22 protein-coding genes are annotated in these 23,866 nt (G+C 63.2%); 16 read left to right on the plus strand and 6 right to left on the minus strand.

All coding sequences use genetic code 11. From position 1 onward, the window contains the following. Window positions 1-2: 2 nt before the first annotated feature. The 9 genes from pqqB (at window position 3) to IVB19_RS29860 (ending at window position 9,805) form a co-directional block, all read left to right on the plus strand. On the plus strand, window positions 3-932 hold the full coding sequence (gene pqqB, locus IVB19_RS29820; protein WP_085361488.1) for a pyrroloquinoline quinone biosynthesis protein PqqB: 930 nt from the start codon (window positions 3-5) through the stop codon (window positions 930-932). A 20-nt stretch (window positions 933-952) separates the two neighbouring features. Beyond that, a complete protein-coding gene (gene pqqC, locus IVB19_RS29825) occupies window positions 953-1,720 on the plus strand; it encodes a pyrroloquinoline-quinone synthase PqqC (RefSeq protein WP_018454082.1) in 768 nt (255 codons plus the stop codon). A 10-nt stretch (window positions 1,721-1,730) separates the two neighbouring features. Beyond that, window positions 1,731-2,042, plus strand: coding sequence for a pyrroloquinoline quinone biosynthesis peptide chaperone PqqD (pqqD, locus tag IVB19_RS29830; RefSeq protein WP_007613770.1), 312 nt, complete (start codon window positions 1,731-1,733; stop codon window positions 2,040-2,042). Continuing rightward, window positions 2,039-3,238: a pyrroloquinoline quinone biosynthesis protein PqqE gene (gene pqqE, locus IVB19_RS29835; protein WP_018454081.1), complete on the plus strand. Its 1,200-nt coding sequence runs from the start codon at window positions 2,039-2,041 to the stop codon at window positions 3,236-3,238. The genes pqqD and pqqE overlap by 4 nt, the downstream gene beginning before the upstream one ends. Beyond that, window positions 3,228-4,214, plus strand: a complete 987-nt coding sequence (gene pip, locus IVB19_RS29840; RefSeq protein ID WP_018454080.1) for a prolyl aminopeptidase — start codon at window positions 3,228-3,230, stop codon at window positions 4,212-4,214. Before pqqE ends, pip begins: the two co-directional genes overlap by 11 nt. A 12-nt stretch (window positions 4,215-4,226) precedes the next feature. Continuing rightward, on the plus strand, window positions 4,227-4,904 hold the full coding sequence (locus tag IVB19_RS29845) for a DUF4286 family protein (protein ID WP_018454079.1): 678 nt from the start codon (window positions 4,227-4,229) through the stop codon (window positions 4,902-4,904). Between the two features lie 232 nt (window positions 4,905-5,136). Further along, window positions 5,137-6,936 (plus strand): FAD-dependent oxidoreductase, encoded by a 1,800-nt coding sequence (locus tag IVB19_RS29850; protein ID WP_018454078.1) that lies wholly within the window; start codon window positions 5,137-5,139, stop codon window positions 6,934-6,936. After that, window positions 6,906-8,753 (plus strand): 2-oxoacid:acceptor oxidoreductase subunit alpha, encoded by a 1,848-nt coding sequence (locus IVB19_RS29855; protein WP_247523172.1) that lies wholly within the window; start codon window positions 6,906-6,908, stop codon window positions 8,751-8,753. Before IVB19_RS29850 ends, IVB19_RS29855 begins: the two co-directional genes overlap by 31 nt. Beyond that, complete coding sequence (locus IVB19_RS29860; protein WP_018454076.1) at window positions 8,750-9,805, plus strand: 2-oxoacid:ferredoxin oxidoreductase subunit beta; 1,056 nt, start codon at window positions 8,750-8,752, stop codon at window positions 9,803-9,805. The genes IVB19_RS29855 and IVB19_RS29860 overlap by 4 nt, the downstream gene beginning before the upstream one ends. Window positions 9,806-9,809: 4 nt before the next feature. Here the strand turns inward: IVB19_RS29860 and IVB19_RS29865 are convergent, their stop codons facing one another. Together IVB19_RS29865 and IVB19_RS29870 are read right to left on the minus strand one after the other, a co-directional pair. Beyond that, the gene (locus tag IVB19_RS29865; RefSeq protein WP_018454075.1) at window positions 9,810-10,253 is read right to left on the minus strand and encodes a DUF4399 domain-containing protein; all 444 of its coding nucleotides are present in this window, start codon (window positions 10,251-10,253) and stop codon (window positions 9,810-9,812) included. Window positions 10,254-10,270: 17 nt separating this feature from the next. Beyond that, complete coding sequence (locus IVB19_RS29870) at window positions 10,271-11,821, minus strand: SUMF1/EgtB/PvdO family nonheme iron enzyme (protein WP_247820466.1); 1,551 nt, start codon at window positions 11,819-11,821, stop codon at window positions 10,271-10,273. A gap of 303 nt (window positions 11,822-12,124) precedes the next feature. Here IVB19_RS29870 and IVB19_RS29875 point away from each other — a divergent pair, with 303 nt between their 5' ends. From IVB19_RS29875 to IVB19_RS29900, 6 genes are all read left to right on the plus strand, one after another. Next, a complete protein-coding gene (locus IVB19_RS29875) occupies window positions 12,125-12,745 on the plus strand; it encodes a hypothetical protein (protein WP_247820467.1) in 621 nt (206 codons plus the stop codon). A gap of 32 nt (window positions 12,746-12,777) precedes the next feature. After that, entirely contained in the window at window positions 12,778-13,227 is a 450-nt protein-coding gene (locus tag IVB19_RS29880; protein WP_018454072.1) for a DsrE family protein, read from the plus strand. Between the two features lie 82 nt (window positions 13,228-13,309). Next, complete coding sequence (locus tag IVB19_RS29885; protein WP_247820468.1) at window positions 13,310-13,636, plus strand: ArsR/SmtB family transcription factor; 327 nt, start codon at window positions 13,310-13,312, stop codon at window positions 13,634-13,636. After that, window positions 13,633-14,064, plus strand: a complete 432-nt coding sequence (locus tag IVB19_RS29890) for an SRPBCC family protein (protein ID WP_018454070.1) — start codon at window positions 13,633-13,635, stop codon at window positions 14,062-14,064. Before IVB19_RS29885 ends, IVB19_RS29890 begins: the two co-directional genes overlap by 4 nt. Window positions 14,065-14,108: 44 nt before the next feature. Beyond that, window positions 14,109-14,327, plus strand: a complete 219-nt coding sequence (locus tag IVB19_RS29895; protein WP_026232665.1) for a hypothetical protein — start codon at window positions 14,109-14,111, stop codon at window positions 14,325-14,327. Between the two features lie 2 nt (window positions 14,328-14,329). Next, window positions 14,330-14,767 carry a DUF1801 domain-containing protein gene (locus IVB19_RS29900; protein ID WP_026232664.1) on the plus strand — a complete coding sequence of 146 codons (438 nt, stop codon included), beginning with the start codon at window positions 14,330-14,332 and terminating at the stop codon, window positions 14,765-14,767. Between the two features lie 215 nt (window positions 14,768-14,982). Here IVB19_RS29900 and IVB19_RS29905 read toward each other — a convergent pair whose 3' ends face one another. The 4 genes from IVB19_RS29905 to IVB19_RS29920 all read right to left on the minus strand — a co-directional run bounded on the left by IVB19_RS29905 (window position 14,983) and on the right by IVB19_RS29920 (window position 20,705). Next, window positions 14,983-16,518, minus strand: coding sequence for a SpoVR family protein (locus IVB19_RS29905; protein ID WP_018454067.1), 1,536 nt, complete (start codon window positions 16,516-16,518; stop codon window positions 14,983-14,985). Next, window positions 16,515-17,792: a YeaH/YhbH family protein gene (locus IVB19_RS29910; RefSeq protein WP_026232663.1), complete on the minus strand. Its 1,278-nt coding sequence runs from the start codon at window positions 17,790-17,792 to the stop codon at window positions 16,515-16,517. The genes IVB19_RS29905 and IVB19_RS29910 overlap by 4 nt, the downstream gene beginning before the upstream one ends. Window positions 17,793-17,811: 19 nt before the next feature. Continuing rightward, on the minus strand, window positions 17,812-19,755 hold the full coding sequence (locus IVB19_RS29915; RefSeq protein WP_018454065.1) for a PrkA family serine protein kinase: 1,944 nt from the start codon (window positions 19,753-19,755) through the stop codon (window positions 17,812-17,814). 299 nt (window positions 19,756-20,054) lie between these two features. Further along, a complete protein-coding gene (locus tag IVB19_RS29920; protein ID WP_247820469.1) occupies window positions 20,055-20,705 on the minus strand; it encodes a hypothetical protein in 651 nt (216 codons plus the stop codon). Window positions 20,706-21,013: 308 nt separating this feature from the next. On the opposite strand from IVB19_RS29920, the gene IVB19_RS29925 reads away from it, so the two are divergent. Next, window positions 21,014-23,863, plus strand: coding sequence for a bifunctional transaldolase/phosoglucose isomerase (locus tag IVB19_RS29925; RefSeq protein ID WP_018454063.1), 2,850 nt, complete (start codon window positions 21,014-21,016; stop codon window positions 23,861-23,863). The last annotated feature ends 3 nt before the right edge of the window (window positions 23,864-23,866 follow it).

A 23,866-nucleotide genomic window follows, 5' to 3' on the forward strand; every position in this document is an offset into this window, starting at 1 on the left:
TCATGCTTCGCGTCGTCGTCCTGGGCGCCGCAGCCGGCGGCGGAGTGCCGCAATGGAATTGCGGCTGCGAGGGCTGCCGGACGGCCCGTGATAACGGCCAAGAGCTGCAACGGACCCAAGCCTCGGTCGCCTTCAGCGGCGACGGCGAGCACTGGTTCTTGATCAACGCCTCCCCCGACCTCCGCCAGCAATTGAATGCGACGCCACAGCTGCATCCGAAGGCAGGCGCGCTGCGCCATACGCCGATCGCAGGCGTGATCCTGACCAACAGCGAGGTGGACGCAGTGGCCGGCCTGCTGTCGATGCGCGAGGGTTCGCCCTTCACGGTCTATGCGCACGAGAAGGTGCTGGCGATCCTGAAGGCGAACAGCATCTTCAATGTGCTGAACGAGAAAAACGTGCAGCGCCTGCCGGTCGACATCAATGAGCCGTTCGAGCCGCGGCTGCCGGACGGGGCGCGCTCAGGACTTGAGGTGCTGCCCTTCGCGGTCTCGGGCAAATCGGCCTGGTACCTGGAAGGCAAGACGCATCCGGGCGGCGACAGCGGCGAAGGCGATACGCTGGGGCTGAAGATCACCGACAAAGCAACCGGCAAATGCTTCTACTTCATCGCCGCCTGCGCCGAGGTCACCGACGCGCTCAAGGCCGAGATCGACGGCGCTGCGCTGGTGTTCTTCGACGGCACGGTGTGGCAGGACGACGAGATGATCAAGGCCGGGCTTAGCCACAAGACCGGCAAAAGCATGGGCCACGTCGCGATGTCCGGCGACCACGGCGCCATCGCGCGGCTCGCCGACCTCACACTCGACAGGAAGATATTTCTGCATATCAATAATTCGAATCCGGCGCTGCTGCCCGCTTCCCCGGAGCGCAAGGCCGCTGAAGCGGCGGGCTGGCAGATACCCGCGGACGGAACGGAGATCGTGCTGTGAATGCCGCGTCACTGACTGGAATGACCGCGCTCTCGATCGGCAAGGACATCAGGCTCACTTGCGCCGAGGAGCTGGAGGCGACGCTGCGTCACATCGGTGCGACGCGCTATCACAGCCTGCATCCGTTCCATAGACTGCTGCATGGCGGCAAGCTCAACAAGGGCCAGGTGCAGGCCTGGGCGCTGAACCGCTACTATTACCAGAGCACCATCCCGATCAAGGACGCGGTGGTGATCTCGCGCTTCCGCGACCGCGCCACGCGGCTGGAATGGCGCCACCGCATCGAGGATCATGACGGCGACATCGGCTCCGAAGGCGGTATCGAGCGCTGGCTGAAGCTGACCGAAGGCCTCGGGTTGGACACAGCTTACGTGGAATCGACCGAAGGCATCCTGCCGGCGACGCGCTTTGCGGTGGAAGCCTATGTGCATTATTGCCGCGAGAAGTCGCCGCTGGAGGCGATCGCGTCCTCGCTCACCGAATTGTTCGCGCCGAACCTGCACGAAGAGCGCATCTCCGGGATGCTGGAGCACTACGACTTCGTCAATCCTGATATCATGAGCTACTTCAAGCGCCGGCTGGCGCAGGCGCCGCGCGACGCCGGGTTTGCGCTCGACTATGTCAAGGCGCATGCCGTCACGCCCGAGCAACGCGCGTCCGTCTGCAATGCGCTGATCTTCAAGACCAACGTGCTATGGGTGCAGCTCGACGCGTTGCAACACGCCTATGTCGAGGGCCATATTCCGCCGGGCGCGTTCGTGCCCCAAGAACACCAAAAGGCGAGCTGAGGAACGAGCGATGGCCGGGCCGCGTCACATCAGCGTCAGCGAGACGAGCAGGCCGGTTCTGCCGCGGCACGCCAAGCTGAAATATGACGAGACGCGAAAAGTCTGGGTGATCCTGGCGCCCGAACGCGTGCTGGCGCCGGACGAGATCGCGGTCGAGGTCTTGCAGCTCTGCGACGGCGAGCGCAATGTCGGCGAAATGTCCGACCAACTCGCGGCAAAATACGCCGCGCCGCGCGAGGCGATCCTGGCCGACGTCATCGTCATGCTGCAGGATCTCGCCGACAAGGGCTTTCTCACGGAGGCCCGGGAGAAGACGTCATGAGCGATGTGCTCGGCAATCCCACCATCCCGCCCGACGCCAGCGACAGCCTCGCGGTGCTGGAGAAGAGCCGCTCGACGGCAGAGACGTTCGGCATTCCGCTCGCCGTGCTGCTCGAGATCACCCATCGCTGCCCGCTGCAATGTCCCTATTGCTCCAACCCGGTCGAGCTCGACCGCTCGGGCAAGGAGCTGACGACCGAGGAATGGAAGAAGGTATTGAGCGAACTCGCCGAGATCGGCGTGCTGCAGGTGCATTTCTCCGGCGGCGAGCCGACGGCGCGCAAGGACCTCGTCGAGCTGGTCAAGCATGCGAGCGACGTCGGGCTCTACACCAACCTCATCACTTCGGCGGTGCTGCTGACGCGTGAGCGGTTGAGCGAACTTGCCGATGCCGGGCTCTGCCACGTCCAGATCAGTTTTCAGGGCGTTGAAGAAGCCCTCGCCGACCGCGTCGGCGGCTACAAAAACGGGCACCGCAAGAAGCTCGAAGTCGCAAAATGGACGCGCGAGCTCGATTTGCCGCTCACCGTGAATGCGGTGATGCATCGGCAAAACCTGCACCAGCTGTCTGATATCATCCAGATGTCGGTGGACCTCGACGCCGACCGGCTCGAGGTCGCCAATGTCCAATATTACGGCTGGGCGCTAAAGAACCGCGCCGCGCTGATGCCGACGGTGGCGCAGCTCGACGAGTGCACCCGCATCGTCGAGGAGGCGCGCGAGCGGCTGAAGGGCCGGCTCACGATCGACTATGTCGTGCCCGATTATTACGCGCTGCGGCCGAAGAAGTGCATGGGCGGCTGGGGTCGGCAGTTCTTCAACATTTCGCCGGCCGGCAAGGTGCTGCCCTGCCACGCCGCCGAGAGCATCACCGGGCTCGACTTCGAATCCGTGCGCTCCAACCATTCGATCGCCTGGATCTGGCAGAACTCGGACGCCTTCAACCGCTACCGCGGCACCGGCTGGATGAAGGAGCCGTGCAAGAGTTGCGAATTCCGGGAGATCGATTTCGGCGGCTGCCGCTGCCAGGCCTTTGCGCTGACCGGCGACGCCGCCAACACCGATCCCGCCTGCGCGCTGTCGCCGCTGCACGAGACCATCTTCAAGCAGGCCGAGCGCGAGGCTGAGGGCGAAACCAACCGCTTCCTCTATCGCAATTTCGCCGGCGGCACCCTGGAATCCGAGAATGGTGCCTGACGCCGACGCGGCCAGCTCAGTCAAGCGCGCCGATCCCTTTGCACCGCTGACCTCCGAAATGCTCGACGTCGGCGGCGGCCACGAGCTCTATGTCGAGAGCGTCGGCCGCACCGACGGAATCCCGGCGGTCTATCTGCATGGCGGCCCCGGCAGCGGCTGCCAGCCCGACCACCGCCGGCTGTTTGATCCCGACCGTTTTCATGCCGTGCTGTTCGACCAGCGCGGCTGCGGTCGCAGCCGGCCGAAGGGATCGCGCGCACACAACACCACGCAGCATCTGATCGCGGACATGGAAAAGATCCGCGAGAAATTCGGCGTCGCGCGCTGGATGGTGGTCGGCGGCTCCTGGGGCGCGACGCTGGCGCTGGCTTATGCGCAGGCGCATCCCGAGCGCGTCTCCGGAATTGCGCTGCGCGCGACCTTTCTCGGCACGCGTGCTGAAGTCGAGATCGCCTTCACCTCGCGCCTGTCGCAATTCTACCCCGCGCTCTACGACGATTTTCTGAGCGTGCTGCCGGTAGAGGAGCGCGCGCAACCGGTGGAAGCCTACTATCGCCGCATCCTCGATCCCGATCCGGCGGTGCATGGCCCGGCCTCGCGCGCCTGGCACGATACCGAACGCGCCTTGTCGGAGCACAAGGCGGCAAAGACACGGCTGGATCTGGCGTCGCTGAACGTGTGGCGCACATTGCCGGCGACGCCGTTCATGGAGGCGCATTATTTCGTCCAAGACAGCTTCATGACGGAGAACGAGTTGTTGCGGAACGCCGGCAAGCTCAACGGCATTCCCGGCATCATCGTCCAGGGCCGCTACGATCTGTTGTGCCCTCCCGAGACATCGCAGGCGCTCGCGAAAGTGTGGCCGGGTTCCGAGATTCGCATCGTGGAAGAAGCCGGCCATTCGCTCTATGATACCGGCGTGCGGGACGCGGTCATGAAGTCGATCGCAGATATCGCTTCGAAGATTTCGCGATAGCGGGACAAGAAAATGCCACTCGCCGGGAAGGGCATGTTGCTCACGTCGATGAATATCGACGTTCCAAATGAACCCGATTTCAACCGCTGGTACGATCGCGAGCATCTGGAAGAGCGCGTTGCGATCGAGGGCTTTCTCGAAGCGCGGCGCTATGTCGCGCACGCCGCCAATCCCAAATATCTCTCGCTGTATTCAACCGCGACGCTCGACGTGCTCGACAGTCCCGCCTACCGGGCGAGGCTCGCCAGTCAGACCGAATGGTCGCGGCGGAGCATGGCGCATTTCAAGGACATGCTCCGCGTGGTCGCCCGCATCACGATCAGCAACGGTACCGGACGCGGCGCGGCGCTCGGCCTCGTGCGGCTGCGGCCGACGGCGGACAATGCAGTCGCGTGGCGTGACGCACTGCAAGAACGGCTGGCGCCGGAAAAACACGACGGCATCATCTCCATGCATCTGCTCGAAAGCGAGCCGGAACTATCAGGCGCGACCGCGGATATTCCGGCGGTGCGCAACGAAGGCGCGCGCGACTGGTTCGTGCTGATCGACGGCACGCATGTCGGCGCGGTCTCGTCCGTGATCGCCGAGCGCTTCACCGGCCCTGCCGCCTCGCCATTCCCGCTTCCCGTGTCGGTCGGCTCCTACTGCCTGATGTGGGACCTCGCGAAGAGCGACATCGCGCGCAACTAAGCCATTGGACGCATCGCAACATGCTGCACCGCCACATACTGCGCACGGCCGTTAATCTGTGCGCGCGTAGCTCCCATGAAAGAGGGGAAGCGCGAAATTTGCCGTTGTACTTCGGAGCGGTTCTAATAAGCTAACCCAATGACGTCATTCAGAAACCAGATCGCCGCGCGTTAGCGTTCGCAAGCTCAAGAAAAGGCCGCGGGGTCTTTGAGCCTGCGCGGACAGGGTAGGAATGAAACCGACCGATATTGCGGCCCCCGACTACTTTCACAAAGTGGTCGATTGCCAATGGGCCTGTCCTGCGCACACTCCCGTTCCCGAATACATCCGACTGATCGCCCAAGGCCGCTACAGCGACGCCTATATGATCAATTGGAAATCGAACGTGTTTCCAGGAATTCTGGGACGGACCTGCGATCGTCCATGCGAGCCGGCGTGCCGCCGCGGACGCGTCGAGGAGACGCCGGTCGCGATCTGCCGCCTGAAGCGCGTCGCCGCCGACTTCAAGGACGACATCACGCAGCGCTTGCCGCGCCCCTCGGCCAAGAACGGCAAGCGCGTTGCATTCGTGGGCGGTGGTCCCGCTTCGCTGACGGTCGCCCGCGATCTCGCGCCGCTCGGCTATCACTGCACCGTGTTCGACGCCGATGCCCAAGCCGGCGGCATGATGCGCTCGCAGATCCCGAAATTCCGCCTGCCGGATTCGGTCATCGACGAGGAGACCGGCTACATCCTGGGTCTCGGCGTCGACTTCAAGGGCGGCCATCGCATCGAGAGCATGAAGGCGCTGCTCGCGGAGAAGTACGACGCAATCTTCGTCGGCTCCGGCGCACCGCGCGGCCGCGAACTCGACATCCCCGGACGCAAGGAAGCAGCCGCCAACGTCCATATCGGCATCGACTGGCTGTCCTCGGTCTCGTTCGGTCATACCGACAAGATCGGCAAGCGCGTCATCGTGCTCGGCGGCGGCAACACCGCGATGGATTGCTGCCGCACTGCGCGTCGCCTCGGCGGCGAAGAGGTGAAGGTCGTCGTGCGCTCCGGCTTCGAGGAAATGAAGGCCTCGCCCTGGGAGAAGGAAGACGCGCTCCACGAAGACATTCCGATCCTCAATTTCCTCGTTCCCACAGCGTTCGTCCACGAAAACGGCAAGCTCACCGGCATCACCTTCCAGAAGGTGAAGGCCGAATACGACGCCAAGGGCCGCCGCAACCTCGTCCCCTCGGGCGAGCCGGACCAGACCATCGAATGCGACGACGTGCTGGTCGCGGTCGGCCAGGAGAACGCCTTCCCCTGGATCGAGCAGGACTGCGGCATCGAGTTCGATAAATGGCACATGCCCAAGGTCGATCCGCAAACCTTCGTCTCGACCAACCCGAAGGTGTTCTTCGGCGGCGACGCCGCGTTCGGGCCGAAAAACATCATCTGGGCGGTGGCGCAGGGCCATGACGCCGCGCTGTCGATCCACAAAATGCTCTCGGGCGAGGACATCACCGAGCGGCCATTGCCCGACGTGTACATCTCCTCGCAGAAGATGGGCATCCACGAATGGAGCTATGACAACGACATCTCCAACGACAAGCGCTACAAGGTGCCGCATCGCGACAAGGTGATCGCGCTGAAGGACATCCGCACCGAGGTCGAGCTCGGCTATGACGTCAAGCTGGCGCTGGGCGAAGCTCATCGCTGCCTGAACTGCGACGTCCAGACCGTGTTCTCGACCTCGCTCTGCATCGAGTGCGATGCCTGCGTCGACATCTGTCCGATGGATTGCATCACCTTCACGGACAACGGCGAGGAAGGCGATCTCCGTCAGCGCCTGAAAGCACCCTCGCTGCATCCGGACCAGGATCTCTATGTGTCCAGCGACCTCAAGACCGGGCGCGTGATGGTGAAGGACGAGGATGTCTGCCTGCATTGCGGGCTGTGCGCCGAGCGCTGCCCCACCGGCGCCTGGGACATGCAGAAATATTTGATCGAGATGACTCACGCAGGTTCAGCATGTCCGACAAAAAGCCGATCAGCAGCGTAAACGACTTCGTCGTCCGCTTCGCCAACGTCAACGGATCCGGCTCGGCCAGCGCCAACGAGATGTTTGCGCGCGCGATCCTGCGCCACGGCGTTCCGGTGAGCCCCCGTAACATCTTCCCCTCCAACATCCAGGGCCTGCCGACCTGGTACGAGGTGCGGGTGACCGAAGACGGCCATCTCGGCGCCCGCGGCGGCGTCGACATGATGGTCGCCATGAACCCGCAGACCTGGGACAAGGACGTCGCCGGCATCGAGCCCGGCGGCTACCTGTTCTATGATTCCACCAAGCCGATGCCGTCGACCAAATTCCGCGACGACATCACCGTGATCGGCGTCCCCCTGACCGCGATCACCAACTCGACCTATACCGATCCGCGCCAGCGCCAGCTGTTCAAGAACATCATCTATCTCGGGGCGCTCTCGGCGCTGCTCGACATGGATCCGAAGCTGATCGAGCAGCTGATCGGCGAGCAGTACAAGGGCAAGGAGAAGCTGCTCTCGTCCAACGTCCACGCGCTGCATCTCGGCCGCGACTGGGCGCTGCAAAACCTGAAATGCCCGACCGGGCTGCGGGTGAAGAAGTCCGACAAGGTCGGCGACCGCATCTTCATCGAAGGCAACAGCGCCGCCGCGCTCGGCGCCGTCTATGGCGGCGCCACGGTGTGCGCCTGGTATCCGATCACGCCGTCCTCGTCGGTGGCAGAAGCTTTCACCGCCCACTGCAAGAAGTACCGGCACGACCCGGAGACCGGAAAGGCGAAATACGCCATCGTGCAGGGCGAGGACGAGCTCGCCTCGATCGGCATCGTGATCGGCGCCTCCTGGAACGGCGCGCGCGCCTTCACCGCGACCTCCGGCCCCGGCATCTCGCTGATGACCGAGTTCATCGGGCTGTCGTATTTCGCCGAAATCCCGGCCGTGATCATGAACATCCAGCGCGCCGGTCCCTCGACCGGCATGCCGACCCGCACCCAGCAATGCGACATCATCGCCTGCGCCTATGCTTCGCATGGCGACACCAAGCATGTGCTGCTGTTCCCCGAAGATCCCGCCGAAGCGTTCGAGTTCGCGGCCGCGGCTTTCGATCTCGCCGAGCGGCTTCAGACCACCATCTTCCTGATGCTCGACCTCGACATCGGCATGAACCACCGGCTCTGCCGTCCGCTGAAATGGGACGACGCCAAGCAATATGACCGCGGCAAGGTGATGACCGCGGAGATGCTGGACGAAGGCCGCGATTTCGGGCGCTATCTCGACGTCGACGGCGACGGCATCCCCTACCGAACCTATCCCGGCACGCATCCGACCAAGGGCTCCTATTTTACCCGCGGCACGTCGCGCGACCGCTATGCGCGTTACTCCGAAGAGGGCTCGGTCTACGCCGACAACATGCAGCGCCTGATGCGCAAGTTCGAGACCGCGCAGGATCTGGTGCCGCGGCCGCTCCAGGCCAATGCGGAACGGCCAACCAAATACGGCGTGATCGATTTCGGCTCGACCACGCCGGCGATGGACGAGGCGATCGGATTGCTGGAAGCGCGCGGGCATCAGCTCGACCGCCTGCGCATCCGCGCCTTCCCGTTCCACTCCAGCGTGGCGAGCTTCCTCGCCGAGCACGATTTCGTCTATGTGGTCGAGCAGAATCGCGACAGCCAGCTGCGCCAGCTCATCGTCAACGAAAACGGCATCGACCCGGTGCGGCTGGTGCCGATCGTGCATTACGACGGCTCGCCGATCACCGCCCGCTTCATCGCAAAAGCCATTGGCGACCACCAGGATCACATCAAGGTGACCCCGCTCCGCAAGACCGTGTCATGACCTACATTGCAAAGCCGAAATTCCACCATCCCGGGCTGAAGAAGAACGAGCTCGGCTACACCCATCGCGATTACGAGGGCAAGATCTCGACGCTGTGCGCCGGCTGTGGCCATGACTCTATCACGGCCTCCATCATCGAGGCCTGCTATGAGCTTTCGATCGAGCCGCACCGGGTCGCCAAGATTTCGGGTATCGGCTGCTCGTCGAAGACGCCGGACTATTTTCTCGGCAATTCGCACGGCTTCAACTCCGTGCACGGCCGCATGCCCAGCGTCCTGACCGGCGCCAATCTCGCCAATCGCGACCTGATCTATCTCGGCGTCTCCGGCGACGGCGATTCCGCCTCGATCGGCTTCGGCCAGTTCGCGCATTCGATCCGGCGCGGCGTCAACATGACCTATATCGTCGAGAACAACGGCGTCTACGGTTTGACCAAGGGCCAGTTCTCGGCGACCGCCGACCGCGGCTCGAAGTCCAAGAAGGGCGTCACCAACACCGACAACGCCATCGACCTCGTCGCGATCGCGCTGCAGTTGGGAGCGACTTTCGTCGCGCGCTCGTTCTCCGGCGACAAGACCCAGCTCGTGCCGCTGATCGCGGCCGCGATCCGCCACAAGGGCGCGTCGTTCATCGACGTCATCAGCCCCTGCATCGCCTTCAACAACCATGCCGGCTCGACCAAGAGCTTCGACTATGTCCGCGAGCACAATGACGCGGTGAACCGGCTCGATGTGCTGGTCGGCCGCGATCCGATTGCGGTGGATTACGCACCGGGCACCGTGCAAATGGTCGAGCAGCATGACGGCAGCAGGATCGCGCTGCGCAAGATCGACGCCGACTACGATCCGCACGACCGGCTCGGCGCCCAGACCTTCCTGCAAAAGCACGCCGCCAAGGGACAGATCGTCACCGGCCTGCTCTATGTCGATCCCGACGCGGAAGACCTGCACGAGCATCTCAACACGGTCGAAACGCCGCTCAACACGCTGGAAGCCGACACGCTCTGCCCGGGCTCGGCGGCGCTGGACAAGTTCAACGCCAGCCTGCGGTGATTGCCTATCGCGCCGCGGCCGGCTGCCGGACGCGTATGGTGATCTTCTCCGACACGATGGGCGGCTCGAACGGATAGTGCTTGGCATCGCCCAGCACGAGTTGAAGCGTGTGCGTCCCGGGCGGAAGCTCGAGCAGCGTTTCGGTCTGCCCTGCCCCGAAATGCAGATGCGACTTGTCCTGCAGGATCGGCTCCTTGGGATCGATGGGGTCGTTGACGTCGATCAGCAGATGATGGTGACCGGCGTTCTGGTACTCGTCGCCGGCATGGGTCACTCCCATGTTGCGCAAGCCGAACCGGACCCAGAATCCGCCGCGCACCTTCTGCCCGTCACGCGGGGTGATGAAATAGAGCTTTGCGTCCTTGGGCGCTGCCTTGCCCTGCGAAAAGGCTGCCCCCGGAAGCAATGCGAGCGCCGCCGCCAGCGCGACGCAACGAAGGATCTGCATCAAACCAACTCCACCACTTAAGGACTGAGCGCCACGCGGAATCCGTGCGTGGGGTAACGAACATTGGTGTCGTAGCCATCGCGGTTGGACGGCCGCACATATCTCGAATCGTTCTTCCAGGAGCCCGAGCGCAGGACATGAGCGCTGCAGTCCCCGCTGCTCCATGCCGAGCCGTCGGTGGGCGCGCCCTGATAGGTCTTGTGCCAGCAGTCCTCGACCCACTGATCGACACCGCCGCCCATGTCGTGGAGCCCGAACGGGTTCGGCTTGAAGCTGCCGACTTTCGCTGGCTGCTCGGCCGCGAGATCACCGCAATCCTTGCAACCGGCCATGCCCGGCTGCAGCTTGTCGCCCCACCAATATCTGGTCTGCGTTCCGCCCCGCGCGGCATATTCCCATTCGGCTTCGCTCGGAAGCCGATACGTCTTCTTCGTCGCCTTGGCGAGATAGGCCGCATATTGCTGCGCGTCGGTCCAGCTCACATTGCTGACCGGCGCATCGTCGTTGCCGATGGCGGTGAAGCTGCACGCCTTTGCAGCGGCGCACTCGTTCCATTCCTGCACGGTCACGGGATATTTGCTGATCGAGAACGGCTTCACCGTCACCTGATGGACGGGACGCTCGGTCGGGTCGTCGTTGCTTCCCATCGCAAAGCTGCCGCCGCGAATGGCGACCATCTCGGGTTCGCGGACGGGAATCGGCGATTGACTTACCGATTGACTCGTCGATTGACTTGGCGCCGGAGCGGGCGATGGAGATGATGAAGCCGACGAGGGAGAAGGCTGCGGCGTCTGCGGCGCCGCTTCGCGCGGCGGAGGCTGCGGGCTCGGCGATGCGACAGGAGAGGCGGGAGTGACGGCGGCCTGCTCGCCCACCCTGCCCGGCGCCTGAGCCAGAAGATACCACAGCACGCCGGCGGCCATCACCGACAGCGTGATACCCAGGAGAAAGATCAGGGCATTCTCGCGCCGCCCCCGCGTCCTGCCGACCGCGTCTGCATCCGGCAGCACTTTATAAACGCGCACGGGATCGGTGATGTTCTTGACCTTGCGGTCCCCGAGCGACTCGTAACCGCACACGACCTTGTGCTTGATCTGCTCGTAGATCGCGCCGGAGATAAAGACCTGGCCTGGCTCGGCGATGCCCTCGATACGCGTGGCGATATTGACGCCGTCGCCGTAGACGTCGTCAGGCTCCACGATGACGTCACCGAGATTGACGCCAATCCGGTACTCGATCCGGGTGTTCTTCGGAAGCGAGGCGTTGCGGCCGATGAGATTCTGCTGGATGACGATGCTGCATCGGACGGCCTCGACCGGACTGTCGAAAATCGCGATGAAGCCATCGCCCGTCGTCTTCACCAGACTTCCGTTGTGCTCGACGATGCTGGGCTGGATGAGATCCCGCTCGATCCGCTTGACGCGGACGTGCGTGCCCTCTTCGTCGGCCTGCATCAGGCGGCTGTAGGAAGCGATGTCACCGACAATGATGGCCGCGAGGCGACGAGGCATAGGGCCGTGCGAAGGCGGCTCGTCATTCCCGGATCTGAAGTTGCGAATTTCGCCCATTGCGGGGACTCCACAAACTTGCAAAGGCAGACCCCAGCCTACGACTGCCAAAGGCGATCGTCTGTGAAGGCTATCACATCGATGGAATCGGGCAATGTCCGTGGAATCGCAGGCGCCGAGTTCCGAAAGGCGAAGGCGTCACGTCGAATGAACCTTCAGGACCCCACCGACGACTAATGCCCGGCGTGGAACTAATCACCTCGCTCCGCCCTGCGATGATGCTGTCAGCTGTGCGGACGTTGAACGCGTCGCACCGGGGCTGCGTCTACAGCGTACAGCTCAGCTGCTGCACGCGAGGCCATCATGAAGTCTTTTCTCGTTGCGGCCGTCTTCCTTGCCGCGCTCGGCGGCGCCGCTCACGCCGAGGAGGCCGACGATATCCGTGAGGCCATCAAGGCCGAAGCCGAAACCTTCAACGCGCGCACGTATGCCGGCGAACCCGGCAACAAGGCCTATGCCTGCTTCGTGCGCCGCTACGATGCCGAGCATCTGGCGCACCATCCGAAGCAGAAGGTCGCCTCGATGAAGCTGCTGATCTCGGCGGAGATGGACACCGAAGACAAGCAGTTCCACAACTCCTTCCGCCTCGGCTTCAGATATCGTCACCGCTCCGGCGATTTCGATTCCAGCGGCTCCTGTCATCACGCTGTGTTCACCAAGGACGGCACCGAAATCCGCCTCGGTTGCGGCGTCGACTGCGAGGGCGGCGGCATCGGCGTCGCGCTCTCGAAGGACGACAAATCGGCGATCGTGCGGCTGGCGCGGGTCAGGGTCTGGCAGAACAACAAGCCGGACGACGATGCCGAACTGTCACTGGTCGCCGGGGCCGACGACGGGATTTTCCGCCTAGATCGAACGGACAATAAGGAATGCGCCTCGCTCGTGACCGACCGCAAGGAACTCGCCGCGCTCCGCCACAAATGATATGTGTCCGGCACAATCGAGGGGAGATCGTCATGAACCGCCGGAACATCTTGTGGAGCGCCGTCTCAGGCCTGGGCGCGGCACTTGGCGCCTCCAGCGCGAAGGCCTCGACCGAGGCCGGCACGGGCAACAAGCTGAAGGTGGTCTATCACCTGAGCGATGCCGAGAAGGTCAACTTCGTCCTCGGCAACATCCAGAACCACATCGATGGCGTCGGCGGCCCCGACCATGTGACGATCGCGCTGGTGATCCACGGCCCGGCACTGAAGGCGTTTCACTCGGCGCAGGCCAACCCTGACATTAGCAAGCGCGTCGGCGATTTTTCCAAGGATGGCGTCGAGCTTGCCGCCTGCGGCAACACGATGAAGGCGCAGAACGTCACGCTCACGGATCTCCTGCCGGGCTTCGTCAGCGCGGAGAAGGGTGGCGTCGTCCGTTTGGCCGAGCTCCAGTCGCAGGGTTATCTCTATCTGCGGCCGTAGGAGCGCGCGCTCGACATCCCCCTTGACGTACCCATAACCCCAGGGTTATGAATATATCCATAACTTGCAGGTTATGGATTTTATGCCCGCCACCGCTCACGACCTTCTGTTCAGGACGCTCGCCGACCCCACTCGTCGGGCGATCTTCGAGCGATTGTGCCGCGGGGGCGAACAGACGGTCGGAGCCCTGACAGCACTGTCGGGCGTTTCCCAGCCCGCAGTCTCAAAACATCTCGGCGCGCTGAAGCAGGCTGGCCTGGTGCGCGACCGGCATCAAGGGCGGCAGACGCATTACAGCGCCCAGCCCGGCGCGCTCAATCCGCTGATCGACTGGACCAGCCAGATGACCGGATTCTGGCAGAACCGGCTCGATGCGCTCGACGATCTCCTGAAGAGGATGGACCAATGAACGAATCCCCCACCGAAACCCGATCTGTCGTCGTCGAGCGCGAATTTGCCTTTCCGGCAGAGCGGATCTGGCGCGCGCTGACGCAGCCACATCTGATCGAGGAATGGCTGATGAAGAACGACTTCAAGCCGAACGTGGGCCACCGCTTCAACCTTCGCGGCGAGTGGGGCGGCGTGCTGGACTGCGAGGTCCTCACCATCGAGCCGCAGAAGACACTCGCCTACACCTGGAATTTCTCGCATGACGACGCGGCGTTCGATCTCAAGAGCGTCGTGACCTTCACGCTGACGCCGGCGGGCGCAGGCACGCATCTGCGCGTCGAGCAAGCGGGCTTCAGCCCGACGCAGAAGCAGGCTTTTGGCGGCGCGCATGCCGGCTGGAAGCAGTTTCTCGCCAAGCTGGACGAGCTGCTGGCAAGGGCAGACTAGCTTGGCCGCCGGCCTTCATTCAATCATCTCAAGAGGAGGTTTCATTGACCGGAAACATGTGGGTTCGACAGATCCATCGTTGGCTGTCGATCGCTTTCACGCTTGCCGTCATCGCCAACATCGTCGCCCTGACGCTGCAAGTCCAGGCGACGTGGATCGGCTTGCTCGCCTTCGTCCCATTGATCCCATTGCTTGCGACCGGACTCTACATGTTCGCGCTGCCATATCTCGGCCGCAGCCGCGGCGCCCGACAAGAGGCGTGAACATGAAGAAGGCCATCACCGTGAAAAACAGCAGCGCGACGAAGGCGGATGGCGCTTCGCCATCCAGGATGATCGACGGCAGGATCAAGGAGCTCGGCGACTGGCGCGGCGACATGCTCGGACGAATCCGCGGCCTGATCAAGGAGGCCGATCCTGACGTCGTCGAGGAATGGAAATGGCGCGGCGTTCCGGTGTGGGAGCACGACGGCATCATCTGCACCGGCGAGACCTACAAGGCCGTGGTGAAGATGACCTTTGCCAAGGGCGCAGCGCTGGACGATCCAGCCGGCCTGTTCAACTCGAGCCTCGACGGCAACGTGCGGCGCGCGATCGATATTCGCGAAGGCGAGAAGATCAACGAGAAGGCGTTGAAGGCGCTGATCCGCGCAGCCGTGGCGCTGAATGCGTCCAAGAAGAAGCCGGCGAAACGTTCCGGATAGAACAGCCGTTGTGGAGCCACGAACGCTTTCCTTCTCCCCTTGTGGGAGAAGGTGGCGCGAAGCGCCGGATGAGGGGTCTCTATCGACACGGGAAACGTTGAGAGATACCCCTCACCGCAGTGAGCTTGTGTCTCCGAGCGTCGCCGCCCTCTCCCACAAGGGGCGAGGGCGCATCAACGCGCATCTCGCCGTATTGCTCCGCATAGTCAGCAGCGTCAGGCCACCGCCGAGATCGGGCGCGGGCTCACGACATATTCGCGCAGCACCTTGTCACCGGCGTCGACCTCGATCAGTGCGACGTCGTAGGTCCAGAGATCGGCTAGATGCTGGAGCACGCGCTTGGCGTCGGTCTCGTTGAGCTGCGCGCCCTTGATGACATGGTGATGCAGGATCAGCCGCCGGTCGCCGGAGAGATCGACGTCGACCACCTCGATATTCGCGTCGATGTAGCCGACATCGTGCTGCCGTGCCAGCTCGCGCCGGACACGGCGGAAGCCCCGCTCGTCGTGAATGGCGTCGACCCGGATGCCGGCGCGTTCCTCGGGGTCATCATGCAGGTGGAACATGCGGAGGTGCCGCATCAGCTTCGGACTCAGGAACTGGGCGATGAAACTCTCGTCGCGGTAGTTGGCCCAGACGTCGCGCAGCACGCCCATCACGTCGTTCTTGCCGGCGATGTCCGGGAACCATTCGCGGTCCTCGTCTTCCGGCCTGGTGACGATGCGCTCGATGTCCTGCATCATGGCGAAGCCGAGCGCATAGGGATTAAAGCCGGAAAAGCGCTGGTCATCGAATTCGGGCTGGAACACGACATTGGTGTGCGACTGCAGGAATTCGAGGAAATTGCCGTCGCTGATGCGGCCCTGCTGATGCAGCTTGGTCATGATGCGATAGTGGACGTAGGTCGCCGTCCCCTCGTTCATCACCTTGGTCTGGCTCTGCGGATAGAAATATTGCGCGATGTGGCGGACGATGCGCAACAGCTCGCGCTGCCAGGGCGCCAGCCGCGGCGCGCTCTTCTCGAGGAAATACAGCAGGTTCTCCTGCGGCAGGCCGAGCAGCTTGCGGCGGCGTTCGATGCTGAGCGCGGACCGGGTCTTGCTCTTTCCCGCCGGCACGGTGCGCCAGAGGTCGTTGAAGACCTCCTCCTCGTGCTGGCGGCGGCGCCCTGCCCGCTTCTCTTCGGCGCGGAGGTCGAGCTTCTTCTTGCCGGGATAGCGGTCGATCCCATGCGACATCAACGCATGCGCGGCATCGAGGGTGCGCTCGACCTCCACCCGGCCGTAGCGATCCTCGCATTGCATGACGTAGTTCTTGGCGAAATCCAGATAGTCCAGGATGCCGTCGGCGTCGGTCCACTGCTTGAACAGATAGTTGTTCTTGAAGAAGTGATTGTGGCCGAAGGCGGCGTGCGCGATCACCAGGGTCTGCATCGTCGCCGTGTTCTCTTCCATCAGGTAGGAGATGCAGGGCGAGGAGTTGATCACGATCTCATAGGCGAGGCCCATGAGGCCCTTGCGGTATGAGGCCTCGTGATACGCAAAGTGCTTTCCGAACGACCAGTGCTTGTAGAACAGCGGCATGCCGACCGACGAATAGGCGTCCAGCATCTGCTCGGCGGTGATGACTTCGATCTGGTTCGGATAGACGTCGAGCCCGAGATCTTTCGTCGCCACCTCCTCGCAGGCATCCGTGATGCGCTGCAAGGTGTGAAAATCCCAATCGGCGCCTTCGAACAAGCGTTCCGTCATGGAGCGGCTTTCTCCTGGGCAGTGTCGCGGCGCTGAAACAGATCGTGGAACACCGGAAAAATTTCGCTGCGCTCGCTGACCTTGCGCATCGAGAGCGGTGCGCCGCTGTTGCGCAAGCGCTCGTAGAGGGTCCAGAGCGAGGAGTCGGACAGATCGAAGGCGCTGCCGCCGGACTCGCCGACCTCGAGATAGGCGAAGAACTGGCAGACCGGCAGGATTTTGTCGGTCAGCAGCATGCCCGCGAGCTCGCCGTCGGAATAGGAATTGTCGCCGTCGGAAGCTTGCGCAGCGTAGATATTCCAGTCCGACGGGCTGAAGCGTTCGCGCACGATCTCGTGCATGGCCTGCAGCGCGCTGGAGACCAGCGTGCCGCCGGAAGCCGGGCCATAGAAGAAGGTCTGCTCATCCACCTCCTCGGCGCGATCGGTGTGGCGGATGAAGACGATGTCGACATGCTTGTAGCGGCGCTTCAGAAATACGTAGAGCAGCATGTAGAAGCGCTTGGCGAGATCCTTCATGTGCTCGGACATCGAGCCCGACACGTCCATCAGGCAGAACATCACAGCCTGGGCAACGGGCTTTGGAACCGTCTCGAAGCGGCGGTAGCGGATGTCGAGCGGATCGATGAAGGGAATGCGCTTGGATTTCGCCTTCAGTTTTTCGAGCTGGGCTAGCAGCAGCAGACGCTCGTCCTCATCTGCGCAGGCAGCGATGGCGGATTCAAGCTCTTCGATCTCCTCCTTGCTGGGACGCTTGAGCGCGATACGGCGCGCCATTGCGCGCCGAACCGTCCGGCTCACCGAGATGTTGGATGGCGAGCCCGACGTGGTGTAGCCGGCGCGCTGGATGCCCTCGCTCTCGGTCTGCGCGATCTTGCGCTTGGCGAGATCAGGAAGTTCGAGGTCATCGAGGAAGAGATCGACGAATTCGTCGCGGCTGAGCACGAAGCGGAAGGCGTCCTCGCTGTCGCCTTCGCCCGGACCGGAATCCTTGGCACTGCCCTGGCCGGAGCGCTGGAGATAGTCGCCCTCGATGAACTTCTTGTTTCCGGGCAACACCATGTCGCGCGTTCCGCCGTCGCGGCGGAAACGCGGCTCGTGCATGCCGTCGAGCGGAATGGTGACCTCGCCACCCTCCAGGACGTCCTTGATGTCGCGTTCCTGCGAGGTCTTCTTGACGGCGCCCTGCACCAGGGATTTGGCCCGACGCAAGAACCGCTGCCGGTTCTCGAGACTCTTGCCGCCTGGATTCAGGCGCCTGTCAATAATGTGAATCGGCACTTTTCCATCCGCCTCAACCGGCCTGCTTCACGCGCATGTACCATTCGACGAGCCGGCGAACCTGACGCTCGGTGTAGCCGCGCTCCACCATGCGTGCGACGAACTCGCCGTGCTTCTTCTCCGTCTCGCCGTCCTTCTTCGACCCGAAGGAGATGACCGGAAGCAGGTCCTCAACCTGGGAGAATATCCGCTTTTCGATCACATCGCGAATCTTCTCGTAGGAGATCCAGGTCGGATTCTTGCCGCCGTTCTGGGCGCGCGACCGTAACGAGAATTTGACCACCTCGTTGCGGAAATCCTTCGGGTTGGCGATGCCCGCCGGCTTCTCGATTTTGGTCAGCTCCTGGTTCAAAAGCTCACGATCCAGCAGCTGGCCGGTGTCGGCGTCCTTGAAATCCTGGTCCTCGATCCAGGCATCGGCGTAGTCGACGTAGCGGTCGAACAGGTTCTGGCCGTAATCCGAGTAGGATTCGAGATAAGCCTTCTGGATCTCGTTGCCGATGAACTCGGCATAACGCGGCGCAAGGTCGGCCTTGATGAATTCGAGGTAGCGCTTCTCGACTTCCTCGGGCAGTTGCTCGCGCTTGATCGATTGCTCCAGCGCGTACATCAGATGCACCGCGTCGGCGGCGACTTCCTGCGGATCGTGGTTGAAGGTCGCAGCCAGGATCTTGAAGGCAAAGCGGGTGGAAACACCGTCCATGCCCTCGTCGACGCCGGCGGCATCGCGATATTCCTGGACGCTGCGCGCCTTCGGATCGGTCTCCTTCAGGCTCTCACCGTCGTAAACCCTCATCTTGGCGTAGATCGTGGAATTTTCGTGCTTGCGCAGGCGCGACATCACCGAGAACCGCGCCAGCGTTTCCAGCGTCGCGGGCGCGCAAGGCGCGGCCGCGAGCTCGGAGCCCTGGATCAGCTTCTCGTAGATCTTCTGCTCCTCCGTGATCCGCAGGCAGTACGGCACCTTGATCACGCAGATGCGGTCGATGAAGGCCTCGTTGTTCTTGTTGGCCTTGAAGCTCGACCACTCGGCTTCATTGGAGTGCGCAAGGATGACGCCGGTGAAGGGGATCGCGCCGATGTTCTCGGTGCCGATATAGTTGCCTTCCTGCGTCGCGGTGAGCAGCGGGTGCAGCATCTTGATCGGCGCCTTGAACATCTCGACGAATTCGAGCACGCCCTGGTTGGCGCGGTTGAGGCCGCCGGAATAGCTGTAGGCGTCGGGATCGTTCTGCGCGTAGGTTTCGAGCTTGCGGATGTCGACCTTGCCGACCAGCGAGGAGATGTCCTGGTTGTTCTCGTCACCCGGCTCGGTCTTGGCGATCCCGATCTGGCGCAGCCGCGACGGCTGGATCTTTGCAACCCGAAACTGGGAAATGTCGCCGCCGAAGGCTTCCAGCCGCTTGTAGCACCACGGGCTCATCAGGCCGGTGAGACGGCGGCGCGGAATGCCGTATTTCTCTTCCAGCATCGGGCCGAGCTGATCCGGATCGAACAGGCTGAGCGGGCTTTCGAACACGGGCGAGAGCTCGTCGCCGGCCTTGAGCACGTAGATCGGATGCACCTCCATCAGCGACTTGAGCCGCTCAGCGAGCGAGGATTTGCCGCCGCCGACCGGACCGAGCAGATACAGGATCTGCTTGCGCTCTTCGAGGCCCTGCGCCGCGTGACGGAAGAAACCGACGATGCGCTCGATGGTTTCTTCCATGCCGTAGAAACCGGCGAAGGCCGGATAGGTACGGATCGTGCGGTTCAAAAAAATACGGCCAAGGCGTGGGTCCTTGGCCGTGTCAATCGTCTGGGGCTCACCGATCGCTGCTAGCAGTCGTTCGGCCGCGTTTGCGTATTTCATGGGATCGCTTCGACACGATTCCAGATATTCCGCCATCGACATGTCGTGTTGGCTTCTCGCCTCGAACGACTTAGCGAAAGCGTTGAATAGAGAATCGTTGTACATGATCCCTCTCCGCGTGAGTTCCGCTACACAATTGAACGAAAGCAGCGACCGGACCGTTCCTTAGCGCCACTCTCGAATCAGCGTGAGCACATGACGATCATTCGACACCCGGGCGCCTTCTCGGCGCAACGCACAACGTAGGCACAGGGTGAGTTACGAACAGGCACCTGCCTGATATTTGAGCGAATCTTTGTCTATATTGGCTCATTTCCAGAAAATGTCACTCGCTCGCAACATCCGGGCATTACCGGGGATGCGTTCATCCGGCGCCGCATCATAGCCGTCTGCGAACGGCGATCTTATGACCCTTGTGCGGCGAAGCCTTGCATGGCGCGTTCATCTTCCTGCTGCAATGCGGTGCGTGGACCGCCGGCGGCGTGACAGTCGCGGCAAACGCGCAGCAGTGTATCAAAATCGGTCGCCAGGCCCTCCGACCGGATGACGATGCGATCGTCCGTCGCACCGCGGGCCAAGCCGCGGATGCTGCAGAGCTGCCTCTGCAAGGCCGGCGTCGGCGTCAGCACGATCACCTTGCGCCCGCGGCGTTCTTCAGCCGAAATCTCCGCGATCGAGTCCCACAGCAGAAATTCATTGCCGATGCGAAGGTCGCGAATGCCATAGGGGGTGACGATCACCACCGATGCCCGCTCGGCGGGGAGCATCCAGATCAGCCGGCCGGTCATCGCGGCGAACGCCACCACGCCGGCATAGCCGACCGTCGTGTCGTAATCGCCAAAAGCATTCCACCAGCCCAAGGCGAGCGTTGCGCTGAGCAGCGTCATGGCGAAACCCGCAACGATCAGCAACCGCAGTTGGGTCGTACATGGACCGATTTCGAGATCGTGGGACGCATCGACGCATCCGGTCGACGTGACCGACTGGGGGCTGTCTGTGACAGCGAGCGCCAGACGGTCATGATGTGCTTGCATGCTTTCCCCCAGCATGGCCATTCGCGACCGAGCCACGATGCATCAGGCGGACCGGAATCCGCTGATGAGTACTCCGCGCAGCCACTGGCGGCGAGGCGAGGCAGCTGGCGTTACACAACAAGGGCCTAGCCGATTCCTCACGGCCAACGACCTTTTACGCAACTCGGCTCCCTCTACGCGGATCGCCATGATCGCGACGGAGTTACACTGGAGGATATGACGCCCATACCCTTGATTGGTTCCCTCAAGGAAGCATGTAAGCTAGAGGATAGCGCGTCAGGACCGGCGCGGAAACCCCTCGCCCGCAGGCTTGGAGATAAATTAGCATCATGAATCCCGTCAAAGAACTGGAAAAGCACGGACAAGCCGTCTGGCTGGACTTCCTGGCCCGCGGCTTCATCGCCAAGGGCGACCTGAAGCGGCTGATCGACACCGACGGCGTCAAAGGCGTCACCTCCAACCCCTCGATCTTCGAGAAAGCGATCGGCAGCTCGGACGAGTACGACGCGCCGATCGGCAAGGCATTGAAGCGCGGCGATCGGTCGGTCGCCGATCTGTTCGAGGCCGTCGCGGTCGAGGACATCCAGAACGCCGCCGACGTGCTGCGCCCGGTCTACGACCGCCTCAAGGGCGGCGACGGCTATGTCAGCCTGGAAGTCTCGCCCTATCTGGCGATGGACACGGGTGAAACGGTCACAGAGGCGCGGCGGCTCTGGAAGGACGTCAACCGCAAGAACCTGATGGTGAAGGTGCCGGCAACGCCGGAGGGCCTGCCGGCGATCGAGACCCTCATCGGCGACGGCATCAGCATCAACATCACGCTGCTGTTCTCCAGGGACGTCTATCTGCAGGTTGCCGAGGCCTATCTCGCCGGTCTGGAGACATACGTCGCAGGTGGCGGCGATCCCTCGCACGTGGCGAGCGTGGCGAGCTTTTTCGTCAGCCGCATCGACTCGGTGGTCGACAAGCAGCTCGACGAGAAGATTGCCCGCGCCAACGACCCGAGCGAGAAGGAACGGCTCGCCGCGCTGAAGGGCAAGGTCGCGATCGCCAATGCGAAGGTCGCCTACCAGGATTACAAGCGCCTGTTCTCAGGTCCGCGCTGGGACAAGCTCGCGGCCAAGGGCGCCAAGCCGCAGCGCATGCTGTGGGCCTCGACCGGCACCAAGAACAAGGACTACAGCGACGTCCTCTATGTCGAGGAATTGATCGGTCCCGACACCATCAACACCGTGCCGCCGGCGACATTGGATGCGTTCCGCGACCACGGCACGCCGCGGGACAGCCTGGAAGAGAATGTCGACGACGCCAGGCGCGTGCTGGAAGAACTGGAGCGCTCCGGCGTCTCGCTCGATGCTATCACCGAGGAACTCGTCAAGGACGGCGTCAAGCAGTTCGCCGACGCCGCCGACAAGCTCTATGGCGCTGTCGCCCACAAGCGCGCCACCGTGCTCGGGCCTGCGATCGACCGCCAGCTTCTCTCGCTCGGCGACGGCCTCGGCAAGGCCGTGGCCAAGAGCACCGAGGAATGGCGCGCGTCGGCAAAGATCCGCAGGCTGTGGCAACGGGACAAATCGGTCTGGACCGGCACCGACGAGGACAAATGGCTCGGCTGGCTCGACAGCGCCGCCAAGGCCGACGTCGCCGATTATGAGGATTATGCCAGCCGCGTGAAAGGCCAGAAATTCTCCGACGCCGTCGTGCTCGGCATGGGCGGGTCAAGCCTCGGGCCGGAGGTGCTGGCCGAGACCTTCGGCAAGAAGCCCGGGTTCCCGAAGCTGCACGTGCTGGATTCCACCGATCCGGCGCAGGTGCGGGCAATGGAGGCCAGGATCGACATCGCCAACACCGTGTTCATCGTCTCCAGCAAGTCCGGCGGCACCACCGAACCGAATGCGATGAAGGATTATTTCCACCAGCGCGTCGCGCAGGCGGTCGGACCGAAGGTCAAGACCGGCCATCGCTTCATTGCGGTCACTGATCCCGGATCGTCGCTGGAGACGGCGGCGAAGACGCTAAGCTATGCGCGCATCTTCCACGGCGAGCCCTCCATCGGCGGACGCTACTCGGTGCTCTCGCCATTCGGCCTGGTGCCGGCGGCAACCGCGGGCGTCGATATCAAGACCTTCATCAAGCACGCGCTTGCGATGGCCCGCTCCTGCGGACCGGACGTGCCGCCGGCCGAGAACCCCGGCGTGCAGCTCGGCCTTGCCATGGGCCATGCAGCGCTCGAAGGCCGCGACAAGGTGACGATCCTGTCGTCGAAGAAGATTGCCGATTTCGGCGCCTGGGCCGAGCAGCTCATCGCGGAATCGACCGGCAAGGACGGCAAGGGCCTGATCCCGATCGACGGCGAGCCGCTGGGCGAGCCGGCGGTCTACGGCAATGACCGGCTCTTCATCGACATCCGTATCGAGGGCGAAGCGGACGCCGCCCATGACTCGCAGCTTGCTGCGATCGAAGCGGCCGGCCATCCCGTCGTGCGCATCGTGATGAAGTCGATCGACCATCTCGGCCAGGAGTTTTTCCGCTTCGAGATGGCAACGGCGGTCGCGGGCAGCATCCTCGGCATCAACCCGTTCGACCAGCCGGACGTGGAAGCGGCCAAGATCAAGACCCGAGAGCTCACCGCCTCGTTCGAAAAGACCGGCGCGCTGCCGGCCGAGCAGCCGGTGGTCAGCACCACCGAGGCCGATCTCTACACCGACGAGACCAATGCCGCAGCCCTGCGCGCTGCCGGCGCCAACGGCGACCTCACCTCCTGGCTGAAGGCGCATCTGTCGCGCTCCAATCATGGCGACTATGTCGCCCTGCTCGGCTACATCGCCCGCGACAAGGCGACGATCGACGCGCTCCAGGCCATGCGGCTCGAGGTGCGCGAGAAACGACACGTTGCGACCTGCGCCGAGTTCGGCCCCCGCTTCCTGCACTCGACGGGGCAAGCCTACAAAGGCGGGCCGGACAGCGGTGTGTTCCTCCAGATCACCGCCGACGATGCCAGGGACCTGCCGGTGCCGGGCCAGAAGGCCAGCTTCGGCGTCATCAAGGCCGCGCAGGCGCGCGGCGACTTCGACGTGCTTACCGAGCGCGGCCGGCGCGCGCTGCGGGTCCACTTGAAGGGCGGGCTCAAGAAGGGCCTCGCGGCGCTCAATGCGGCGCTCAACGAGGCACTGAACTAAGGG

The sequence above is a fragment of the Bradyrhizobium sp. 187 genome, from assembly GCF_023101005.1.
Lineage (GTDB): Bacteria > Pseudomonadota > Alphaproteobacteria > Rhizobiales > Xanthobacteraceae > Bradyrhizobium > Bradyrhizobium canariense_D.